The sequence below is a fragment of the Stenotrophomonas geniculata ATCC 19374 = JCM 13324 genome (assembly GCF_001431625.1).
GTDB classification, from domain to species: domain Bacteria; phylum Pseudomonadota; class Gammaproteobacteria; order Xanthomonadales; family Xanthomonadaceae; genus Stenotrophomonas; species Stenotrophomonas geniculata.
On the sequence record NZ_LLXT01000131.1, the window covers coordinates 22,233 to 33,083 of the forward strand.

Genomic DNA, 10,851 nt, shown 5'->3' on the forward strand with positions numbered 1-10,851 from the left:
CGTGTTCAGTGCGGGATCGACGTCAGTTCGTCGATGCCCAGCGCGAGGTTGAGGTTCTGCATGGCCTGGGTGGCCGCGCCCTTGAGCAGGTTGTCCAGGGTCGCCACCACCACGACCCGCTTGCCGCCCGGGGCCAGGGTGAAGCCACCGACCTGGGCACCGTGGCGACCGGCAATGCGGCTGACCCACGGCGCTTCATCCACCACTTCGATCAAGGGTTCGCCGGCATAGGCCTGCTGGAAGCGCTCGACGATCTGCTCGCGGGTCTGCACCCGGTTCAGCCACAGATTGGCGGTGAGCGTGATGCCACGGAAATGCGGCGCGACGTGCGGCATGAACTCGACCGCCACGCCCAGCTGCACGGACACTTCGCGCTCGTGCACGTGGTTGGTCAGCGCATACGGCATCAGGTTGTCGGCCAGCAGTTCAACGTTGTTCTTGTCCGACGGCGTGGTACCGGCACCGGAGTAGCCGGAGACACCGAAGCACTGCGGCGGACCGGCCAGCAGGTCCAGCAGCGGATGCACCACCAGCTGCATTGCCGTGGCATAGCAGCCCGGGTTGCTGATGTGCTTCTGGCCGTTGTAGCGGCCGCGGGTCAGCTCCGGCAGGCCGTAGTACCAGCTGTTGTCGAAGCGGTAGTCGGCCGAGAGATCGACGATGACAGTGTCCGGCTTCGCGGTTTCAAGCGCGGCCACGAACGGCGCGGCCAGGCCATTGGGCAGGGCCAGGATCACCGCATCCACGCCCTTGGCGGCCACCGCGTCGGCGTCCAGGTTCTCGTACTGCAGGTCACCCTGGAATTCCGGATGGTGATCGGACAGGCGCTGCCCGGCGCGCTCGCGCGAGGAGACGAAAGCCAGTTTCAGCCGCGGATGGGCGGCCACCAGCTTGATCAGCTCGGCACCGGTATGGCCGCGGGCACCGACGATACCCAGGGTGAAAGTCGAATCGTTCATGCGTGACTGTCCAGGCGGTACTGCAGGTGGCGCTTCACGCCCTGCCATTCCGCATCGATGATGGAGAAGATGACGGTGTCGCGCGGCGTGCCGTCGGCATGCCGCTTGTGGTTGCGCAGCACGCCGTCCTGCTTGGCGCCGAGGCGGGCGATGGCGGTACGCGAAGTAAAGTTGAACCAGCTGGTTTCCAGCACCACGCTGATGCAGCCCATGGCCTCGAAGGCGTGCTGCAGCAGCAACAGCTTGGCTTCGGTGTTGGCGCCGGTGCGCTGCACACGCGGCGCATACCAGGTGTAGCCGAGACTGAGCTTGGGCACGCCGGCATCCATGTCGTAGAAGCGCGTGCTGCCGATGATCTCGCCCGCCGCATCGCGGATCACGAAGGGCAGCACCTTGCCTTCAGCCTGCGCCTGCAGCGCGGCCTGCACATAGTGCTCGACCCGCTGCGGGGACGGCACCTGGGTGTACCAGAGCTGGTCCAGGCCGCTGCCTTCAAGCGCATCGCGCAGGCCCGGCACGTGCTCCATCTGCAGCGGCTTCAGGGTTACGTGCTGGCCGCGCAGGGTGGGAACCGTGTTCCAGGCATCGAGGTTGCTCATCGCTCAGCCCTGCAGGCTCGGGGTGCGCTGCGCGCAATGATCGACATAGGTCTTGATCCGGTCGATGCCATCGGCACCGAACCAGAACACCTTCCACTGATCCTGCTTGTAGCAGCCATCGGACTCGGCGTAGTAGAAGTGATTGATCGGGTTGCCGTGGCGCGAGCGCCAGAACAGCTGCGGGGTTTCCTCCAGCATCACGTTCCATACTGCGCGGCCCAGGCCCTCGCCCTGCGCGTCGTCGAGCACGGCGAACTTGTCCAGGTACACGCCCTCTGCCTCGTCGGTGAGGATCACCGCGGTGCGGTAGTTCTCGCTGACATAGGCACGCAACAGTTTGGTCTTCTCGAAGTAGTCCGGCACCAGGGTGCGGCCGAAACTGGATTCGATCAGGCCCTTCAGGCGCGGCAGGTCCAGTTCGTCCCAGGCGGTGGCGCGCAGTACTTTCTCGCCCTTGCGTACCAGCGTGCCCGAGCCCTTGTGGGTGAACAGTTCCTTGGCCAGGTCGGCCGGACGGGTGATCGACACCGACGATTCCAGCGGCAGGCGATCAAGCAGATCCTTGATCTGTTCGATCTTCACCTTCATGCCGCCGTGGATCCACGGCTGCGCGATCAGATGGTCGTACTCGGTGGACAGGTTGATCGAATCGATCACGTTGCCCTGCTCGTCCAGCAGGCCGCCGGTGCCGGTCAGGAAGATGATCTTGTACGGCTGCAGTTCCTGCACCAGCTCGTTGGCGGCGAAGTCGGCGTTGACGTTGAGGATCTGGCCGCCGGCGGTCTCACCCAGGCTGGTGATGACCGGGATCGAACCGGCGCGCAGGCTGGCCTCGATTGGCGCCAGGTTGACCTTCTTCACCTCGCCGACCAGGCCGTAGGTGTCCACGTCCAGGTACTCGGCCTCGAACACACCACCGGTGATCGAGGTGGCGCGCGCGCCGTTCTGCTGCAGCGCCTCGACCAGGCGCAGGTTGGACTGCTGGAACACCCGGCGCACGATCGCCAGCGCTTCCGGCGAGGTCACGCGCAGGCCGTTCACGGTCTGCTTCTCGATGCCGGCGGCCGACAGCTCGGCATCCAGCTGCGGGCCGGCGCCGTGCAGCACGATCGGGGTCAGACCGACCTCCTGCAGGAACGACAGCGAGGAGGTCAGCGCGTCGAGGTCGTCGCGCAGCACCGCGCCCCCGACCTTGACCACGGCGAAGCGCTTGGCATCCAGCTGCGAAAAGCGCTTGAGGTACTGGCTGATCTCCTTCGCGCTGGCCATGCTGGAAAGCAGGCGCACGATGGTCTGGCGGGTCTGGCGGTGGGGCTGGAGGGCAGGAGACATTTCGGTTTCGTCGGAAAGGGAAGAATCAGGCGCCGGCGGCGATGATGCGGTGCACGGCGTCGGTGTAGCGCTGCAGCTGCTCCAGCGTCACGAACTCGTCGGCGGTGTGGGCCTGGGCGATGTCGCCCGGGCCGAACACCAGCGTGGTGTAGCCACCGGCCGAGAACAGCGAGGCCTCGGTCCAGAAGTCCACCGCGTTGCCGATCGGCAGGTCCAGCGCATCGGCCACGTCGCGCGCCAGCAGGCGGCGGTTCTCGGCTTCGGCGATGTCACCGGCCGGCAGGCTGGGGCCACGGAAGGTTTCGGTGAACAGTGCCGCCTGCGGCTCGGCGAAGCCGGCAAAGGTCGCCAGCAACGCATCGATATCCATCGACGGCAGCGGACGGAAACCGAAGCGCACTTCGGCAGCGGGCGCGATCATGTTGGCCTTGATGCCACCTTCGACGCGACCGATGTTGAAGCGCAGGCCGGTCAGCCCGCCGAAGCGCGCCGACGCCAGCGATTCCACGTGATCCAGCGCGCGGTTGCCCCAGCGCATGGCCTGATGCAGCGCGCTGGCGGCTGCATCCTGCTTGCCCGAGGCATGCCCCGCGCGGCCAGCGAACTGCATCAGCACCGAGCTGATGCCACGGTGCGCCAGCACCGCCTCGCTCATGGTCGGCTCGGCCACCAGCACCGCTTCATACGGCAGGCCACGGGCCAGGAACGCAGCGATGCAGCGCGGATCGTTGGCTTCTTCATCGCTGGAGAACAGGAAGGCTGCATCACCGTCGCTGGCATTGGCTGCGGCCACCAGTGCGGCGGCCGCGCCCTTGATGTCACACACGCCCAGACCGACCACGCGGTCGTCCAGGCGGCGCATCACGTGCGGGTCGGCACTCCAGTGCGGCGAATCCGGCACGGTATCCAGGTGTACGTTGAACAGGTACTTCGGCGTCCCGCGCACGGCGTACAGGCTGACCGCACCGGCGCCGTGGTCGATCACCTCGACGTTGAAGCCGGGCAGGTTCGCGCGCAGGTAATCGAAGATGCCACCGGTGGTGATCGCACGCGGCGGGTTGCGGGTGTCGAAGGACACCAGCGCCTGCAGGTGATCGAGCGTCTGTTCAAGCATGAATCAACAATCCTGTGGAATTCCGCCGGGCATGGCCCGGCGCTACCGGAATGCGTCTGGTGGAGAGCCCCCTTCTTGTTGAAGGGGGCGCGCCAACGGCGCAGGGTTGAGGTGGAATGCGTGGTCAACCGCTCAGCGGTTGACTTGCGCGTAAAGCGTCGAGCTCATGCCGAACAGCTTGATGAAGCCCTCGGCCTCTTCCACGCCCCAGTCGGCCGACTGCGCGTAGGTGGCACCCTTGGTGTTGAGCAGGTGCGGCGACTTCACCGCCACTGCATCGACGCGGCCACCACGGGTCTCCAGCACCACTTCACCGTTGACCTTGGCCTGCGAGGACTTCAGGAACGCTTCGATGTCGGTCTTCAGCGGGTCGTGGTAGAAGCCTTCGTACACCAGCTCCACCCACTTGCGCGCCACATCCGGCTTGAAGCGGTTCTGCTGCTTGGTCAGCACCGCATCTTCCAGCGCGCGGTGTGCGGCCAGCAGCGAAACCAGGCCCGGGGCCTCGAACACGATGCGGCCCTTCAGGCCGATCACGGTATCGCCGGTGTAGACGCCGCGGCCAACGCCGTACGGGGCGAACAGCTTGTTGAGCTGGGCCAGGATCTGGTCGCCCGGCAGCGCCTTGCCGTTCAGTTCAACCGCTTCGCCTTCGACGAACTTCAGGGTGACCGTCAGCGCCTGCTCCGGCCACTCGCTGCGCGGTGCGCACCAGCCACGGGCGCCCTCGCCCGGGGCTTCCCAGCGGTCGATCTCGCCGCCGGACATGGTCAGGCCCAGCAGGTTCTCGTTGATGGTGTAGGCCTGCTGCTTGGCGCGCACGCCGAAGCCGCGCTCTTCCAGGTACTTCTGCTCGTAGGCGCGGGTCTGGGTGTGTTCCTTCTGGATCTCGCGGATCGGCGCGATGATCTGGTAGTCGCCCAGTGCCTTCACGGCCAGGTCGAAGCGGACCTGGTCGTTGCCCATGCCGGTGCAGCCGTGGGCGATGATGTGGGTGCCCAGTTCGGCGGCACGCTTCAGCGCCGCATCGACGATCAGGTAACGGTCCGACACCAGCAGCGGGTACTGGCCCTGGTAGCCTTCACCGGCCCACACGAACGGCTTGACGAAGCCTTCCCAGATGGCCGGGCCACCGTTGACGGTAACGTGGCTGGTCACGCCCAGCTCGGCGGCGCGCTTTTCGATGAAATCGCGCTCTTCATCATCCACGCCGCCGGTGTCGGCGAACACGGTGTGCACGTTGTAGCCACGCTCCTGCAGGTACGGCACGCAGAAGCTGGTATCCAGGCCGCCGGAGAAGGCGAGAACGACGTCTTTGTTGCTCATGGGGAGGGTATGTCCTGGTAGCGCCGGGCCGTGCCCGGCGGAAATGATTGAATCGGAAAAAATCAGCGCCCGGCAACCGCGGCCATGATCGCCTTCTGCACGTGCAGGCGGTTCTCGGCTTCGTTGATGGCGATGCATTGCGGCGAATCCATCACGCCGTCGGTGGCCTTCACGTTGCGGCGCAGCGGCAGGCAGTGGCTGAACACACCGTTGTTGGTCAGCGCCATCTTCCGCTCGTCCACGATGAAGTGCTTGAACTGGTCGCGGATCGGCTTTTCAGGCTCCCAGTTGCCGAAGAACGGCAGCGCCCCCCAGCTCTTGGCGTAGACCACGTCGGCGCCGGCGTAGGCGCTGTCGATGTCATGGCTGATCTTCAGCGAACCGCCGCTCTCGGCCACGTTCTGCTCGGCCCAGCCCATGTAGCGGTCGTCGAGGATGTAGTCGGCGGTCGGGCACAGCAGGGTCACGTCCATCCCCATGCGGGTGGCGATGGTCAGCGCCGAGTTGGCCACGGCGGTGTTCAGCGGCTTGGGGTGGTAGGTCCAGGTCAGCACGTACTTCTTGCCACGCAGGTCCTGGGTGCCGAAGTGCTCCTGCAGGGCCATCACGTGGGCCAATTCCTGGCACGGGTGGGTAATGGTCTCCATGTTGATGACCGGCACCGGCGAGTACTTGGCGAAGCTGTTGAGGACGATGTCCTGGCGGTCGTAGGCCCAGTCGATGAACTTGGGGAACGCGCGCACGGCGATGATGTCGCAGTAACGGCCCAGCACCTTGGCCACTTCAGCGATGTGCTCTTCGGTATCGCCGTCCATCACCGTGCCGAGGTTGAACTCGATCGGCCACGCATCCTTGCCCGGCTGCAGCACCACCGCGTGGGCGCCGAGCTGGAACGCGCCCAGTTCGAAGCTGGTGCGGGTGCGCATGGACGGATTGAAGAACACCAGCGCGATCGACTTGCCCTTGAGCTGGTCGCCGAGCTTGTTGCGCTTGAACAGCGCGGCCTGGGTCAGCAGCGCGTCAAGTTCGCTGCGGCTCCAGTCCTGGGTGTTCAGGAAGTGCTTGGGGGACATCATCTTTCCTTGCGTGGCGGCGCCGGGTTCGACGCGGTGGAAGGGAAAACAGGAAGCAAAGGTGGAACGAAAAGGTTGCAGTTGCAGCTTTCAGAACGCAGAAACGAAAAAACCCAGCCGGGCGGCTGGGTTTTTTTCGGACGAACAGCAAAAAGCTCCGGTTACCCAGCGAGGATGTGGGGTTCCGGTCGACGCGCACGCGAGGTCATGCCCGACGCCTGTCGGGCTGCGCTGCTGTCGTGCTGGAAGTCGGTGAGCTTCATGGTCAACCATCTTTGCATGCGGCCGGGGCCGACGCAAGGGGCCGGGGTCGCAGAATCAGGGATTGCCCGTGGCGCCCTGCTCGGGGCCGACCCAAGGGGTGATAGACACCCGGATCTTGAGCCGGTTGCCGGGGTCTTCCGGCAGCCGTGAGCGGTACTTGGTGCCCTTGTAGACGTAATCCACGTCGTAGGCGATGGGCCTGCGGAATTCACGCCCCACCGGCACGATACGGCAGTCACGGGTCAGCATCGGGCCATTGTTGGCCGGTGCCGGCGCCGGGGCGGGTGACTCGGCGGCGGCGTCCTCGGAGACCTCTTCATCGCTGCGCTTGAACATCGAGCGCACCGAGTCCCAGAAGCGGCTGATCCGGCCCTTGTCCTCGACCGGCTCCTCGCCGGTGACATTGACCGGCGCCAGAGTCCGGGTCGAGACCGGCTCGCAGTGTTCTTCGGTGCGGGTCGCGCGCAGGGTCTGGAACACGGGCTCGACGTTCAGCACCTGCGCGTAGTCGAACTTCACGTTCTCCACGATCACCACCCGGTTGCGGGGCTCGGCCTCCTGCGCCTGGTCCACGGCGGCCAGCGCCGACAGGCAGGCCAGGGTCAGCAACGCGGTGGATTTCATTGGCGAAGGGAGCAAGGACACGGCAATAGTGTAGGCAGTGGCGAGCGCAAGGGGCTGAACATTACCCGTCCACGCTGCTCCTGCCCACCCCACCTTGGACGGACCCGGCGTCCACCGGTGGCAGGCGGTGCCCCCAAAGGGGGCCGACACGTTCTAAAATCACAGGCTTGTCCCCCAGCCACAGCCCCATGACCCTGCGCCTGCACAACAACCTGACTCGCCAGCTCGAACCGTTCATCCCGCTCGACCCGGCCTGTCCGACCCTGTATGTGTGCGGCCCCACGGTCTACAACTACGTGCACATCGGCAACGCCCGTGGCCCGGTGGTGTTCGGCGTGCTGGCCGACCTGCTGCGGCGCCGTTTCGGTGGCCTGCGCTACGCGCGCAACATCACCGACGTGGACGACAAGATCAACACCGCCGCGCGCGAGCAGGGGGTGCCGATCAGCACCATCACCGACAGGTTCGCTGCCGCCTACCGTGAAGACATGGCCGCCCTGGGCGTGGTGCCGCCGGACATCGAACCGGAAGTGACGGCGCACATGCCGCAGATCGTCACCATGATCGAGCAGCTGATCGCCAACGGCCATGCCTATGCCGCCGAGGGCCATGTGCTGTTCGCGGTGGCCAGCTTCGACGGCTACGGCAAGCTCTCGCGCCGCGACCCGGAAGAGATGCTGGCCGGCGCCCGTGTCGATGTCGCCCCCTACAAGCGCGATCCCGGCGATTTCGTGCTGTGGAAGCCGTCCAGCGACGACCTGCCCGGCTGGGAATCGCCGTGGGGCCGTGGCCGCCCGGGCTGGCACATCGAATGCTCGGCGATGGCCGCCGCCCATCTGGGCGAGACCATCGACATCCATGCCGGCGGCGTCGACCTGCAGTTCCCGCACCACGAGAACGAGATCGCGCAGAGCGAATGCGCCCACGGCGGCAAGATCTTCGCCCGTTTCTGGCTGCACAACGGCATGCTCAACTTCGGCGGCGCCAAGATGAGCAAGTCGCTGGGCAACATCGAGCGCGTGCACGACCTGGTGCGCCAGCATCCGCCGGAAGCGCTGCGCCTGGCGCTGCTGTCGGCCCACTACCGGCAGCCGCTGGACTGGTCCGATGGCCTGATCGAGCAGTCGGTGCGCACCTTGGATCGCCTGTACGGCACCCTGCGCGAACTGGCGTCGGTCGACGCGGTCGTGGCGATCCCGGCCACGGTCGAGGCGACCCTGGATGACGACCTGAACACTCCGCAGGCGCTGGCCGAAGTGGCCCGCATCGCTGCCGATGCACGCCGGGCCACCGACCCGGCCGAACAGGCGCGCCTGAAGGGCGAGCTGCTCGGTGCCGGCCTGGCCCTGGGCCTGCTGCAGGCCGATCCGGCGCAATGGTTCGGTACCGCTGCGGGCGATGACGGCGACGACGCCCGTATCCAGAGCCTGATCGACGAGCGTGCCGCTGCCAAGAAGGCCCGCGACTTCGCCCGTTCCGACGCCATCCGCGACCAGCTGGCCGCCGAAGGCATCGTGTTGGAAGACACCCCGCAGGGCGTGCGCTGGTCGCGCAAGCGCGGCTGACCTGCCCTGCCCCGTGGCCGGTACGCCGGCCACGCCCCACCGTAGAGACTGTTGTGACCGACTCCCCGTTCCCGCTTGAACCCACCGCCGCCGAGGCCCAGACCGCCATCGCCGAGGAATTCGGCTTCTTCGGCGACTGGTCCGAGCGCTATCAGTACCTGATCGACCTCGGCCGCAAGCTGCCGGCCTTCCCGGAAGAATGGAAGACCGAAGAGCATCGCCTGCTCGGCTGCCAGTCGATGGTCTGGATCGTGCCGGAAGGCAATGCGCAGTCGCTGCGCTTCCATGCCATCAGTGATTCGGCCATCGTCTCCGGCCTGATCTTCCTGGCCCTGCGCGTGTACTCCGGGCGCTCGGCGCAGGAGATCCTGGCCACCGAACCGAGCTATATCCAGGACATCGGCCTGGCCCGCCACCTGTCTCCGACCCGCAGCAATGGTGTGGCAGCGATGCTGGCCTTCATCCGCGAGACCGCGCAGGCCCAGCTGCAGCGCGATCCGTCGTGAGCGAGCCTGCCACAGCCGAGGACACCGCGCTGGGCCTGCTGTCCCGACCCGGCTTCGCCAAGCTGCTGGCCTACCGCATCTTCGCGATGCTGTCCTACCAGGTGGTGGCAGTCACCGTCGGCTGGCACATCTACGAAGTCACCCGCAATCCGTTCTCGCTGGGCCTGATCGGCCTGGCCGAGGTGCTGCCGTTCTTCTGCGTGGCGCCATTCGCCGGCTACCTGGTCGACCATCTGCCGCGGCGCCGGTTGGGCATGGCGGCCTGTTCCGGGCTGATCGCCACCGCGCTGGTACTGACCAGCGTGGCCAAGGGCTGGCTGCCGTTTGAAGGCGTGTGGCCCATCTATGCAGCCATCGCCCTGACCGGCATGGTCCGCGCCTTCCTGTCGCCGATCTACAACGCGCTGTTCGCCCGCGTGCTGGCCCGCGATCAGTTCGCGCGCGGCGCAGGCCTCGGCGCGGTGGTGTTCCAGGCCGGCATGGTGGCTGGTCCGGCACTGGGTGGCGTGCTGGTCGGCTTCGGCGGCAAGGGCCTCTCCTACGCGGTGGCTACGGCCTTTGCGCTGGTGGCGATGGCCTGCCTGGCTACATTGAAGGTGGAAGAACCGGTGCACACCGGTCCCGCCGCGCCGATCTTCAAGAGCATCGCCGAAGGCGCGCGCTTCGTGGTCGGCAACCGGATCATGGTCGGGGCGATGGCGCTGGACATGTTCTCGGTCCTGCTCGGCGGCGTGGTGGCGATGCTGCCGGCGTTCCTGCACGAAATCCTGCACCACGGCCCGGAAGGCCTGGGCATCCTGCGCGCGATGCCGGCGCTCGGTTCGGTGTGCGTGGGTCTGTGGCTGGCCCGCCACCCGCTGCACCGCAATGCCGGCCGCGTACTGCTGTTCGCGGTGGCCGGTTTCGGCCTGTGCGTGATCGGCTTCGGCCTGTCGCAGCACTTCTGGCTGTCGGCGCTGATCCTGCTGTTCTACGGGGCCTTCGATGGCGTCTCGGTGGTGATCCGATCGACCATCCTGCAGTTGGCCACGCCGGAAGAGATGCGCGGACGGGTGTCTTCGATCAACGGCATCTTCATCAGTTCGTCCAACGAGCTGGGCGCGTTCTATGCCGGCACGATGGCCAAGCTGCTCGGCCTGGTGCCGGCCGTGGTGCTGGGTGGGTTCGCGGTGCTGAGCGTGGCCGGGATCACCGCGTGGAAGAACCCGACGCTGCGGAAACTGAATTTGCGTGATCTGCAGTGACGCTGCGAACAGCGGATTCGGCGGCGCCGGGTGTTTGGCTGGGGCCGTTGCTCTCCCTCGATGATTGGGCTTGTCACTTTCTTTTCGCGAAAAGAAAGTAACCAAAGAAACGCTCCGCCATCCGCGAGCCGGCGCTGCGCGCCGGTGCCCGTGCTCCTCGGTGCTCGGCTCGCTACAAGGCGGACTCAACAGCCGCGAGCGCACGCATGACCGCTCCTGTCGGCCTGAGCCGAGCGTGGGCTCGG

General features: G+C 66.4%; 10 protein-coding genes. 3 read left to right on the top strand and 7 right to left on the bottom strand.

Features of this window, described 5'->3' with window-relative positions:
- Nucleotides 1-5: 5 nt before the first annotated feature.
- The 7 genes from argC to ARC63_RS16975 form a co-directional block, all read right to left on the bottom strand.
- The gene (gene argC, locus ARC63_RS16945) at nt 6-959 is read right to left on the bottom strand and encodes an N-acetyl-gamma-glutamyl-phosphate reductase (RefSeq protein WP_057503880.1); all 954 of its coding nucleotides are present in this window, start codon (nt 957-959) and stop codon (nt 6-8) included.
- A complete protein-coding gene (locus ARC63_RS16950) occupies nt 956-1,558 on the bottom strand; it encodes a GNAT family N-acetyltransferase (protein ID WP_057503881.1) in 603 nt (200 codons plus the stop codon). The genes argC and ARC63_RS16950 overlap by 4 nt, the downstream gene beginning before the upstream one ends.
- A 3-nt stretch (nt 1,559-1,561) precedes the next feature.
- Entirely contained in the window at nt 1,562-2,890 is a 1,329-nt protein-coding gene (locus tag ARC63_RS16955; RefSeq protein WP_010486643.1) for an acetylglutamate kinase, read from the bottom strand.
- Nucleotides 2,891-2,915: 25 nt separating this feature from the next.
- A complete protein-coding gene (locus ARC63_RS16960; protein ID WP_010486641.1) occupies nt 2,916-4,004 on the bottom strand; it encodes an acetylornithine deacetylase in 1,089 nt (362 codons plus the stop codon).
- A gap of 132 nt (nt 4,005-4,136) precedes the next feature.
- Nucleotides 4,137-5,330: an argininosuccinate synthase gene (locus tag ARC63_RS16965; RefSeq protein WP_019336650.1), complete on the bottom strand. Its 1,194-nt coding sequence runs from the start codon at nt 5,328-5,330 to the stop codon at nt 4,137-4,139.
- A 62-nt stretch (nt 5,331-5,392) separates the two neighbouring features.
- The gene (locus ARC63_RS16970) at nt 5,393-6,403 is read right to left on the bottom strand and encodes an N-acetylornithine carbamoyltransferase (RefSeq protein WP_054172186.1); all 1,011 of its coding nucleotides are present in this window, start codon (nt 6,401-6,403) and stop codon (nt 5,393-5,395) included.
- Nucleotides 6,404-6,721: 318 nt separating this feature from the next.
- Nucleotides 6,722-7,291, bottom strand: a complete 570-nt coding sequence (locus ARC63_RS16975; RefSeq protein WP_057503882.1) for a glycine zipper 2TM domain-containing protein — start codon at nt 7,289-7,291, stop codon at nt 6,722-6,724.
- 188 nt (nt 7,292-7,479) lie between these two features.
- On the opposite strand from ARC63_RS16975, the gene cysS reads away from it, so the two are divergent.
- Genes cysS through ARC63_RS16990 form a run of 3 tightly spaced genes read left to right on the top strand, consistent with a single transcriptional unit; the run spans nt 7,480 to nt 10,606 of the window.
- Entirely contained in the window at nt 7,480-8,856 is a 1,377-nt protein-coding gene (gene cysS / locus ARC63_RS16980; protein ID WP_057503883.1) for a cysteine--tRNA ligase, read from the top strand.
- Nucleotides 8,857-8,909: 53 nt separating this feature from the next.
- Nucleotides 8,910-9,362, top strand: coding sequence for a SufE family protein (locus ARC63_RS16985; protein ID WP_010486631.1), 453 nt, complete (start codon nt 8,910-8,912; stop codon nt 9,360-9,362).
- Nucleotides 9,359-10,606, top strand: coding sequence for an MFS transporter (locus ARC63_RS16990; RefSeq protein ID WP_049482302.1), 1,248 nt, complete (start codon nt 9,359-9,361; stop codon nt 10,604-10,606). Before ARC63_RS16985 ends, ARC63_RS16990 begins: the two co-directional genes overlap by 4 nt.
- Nucleotides 10,607-10,851: the final 245 nt, after the last annotated feature.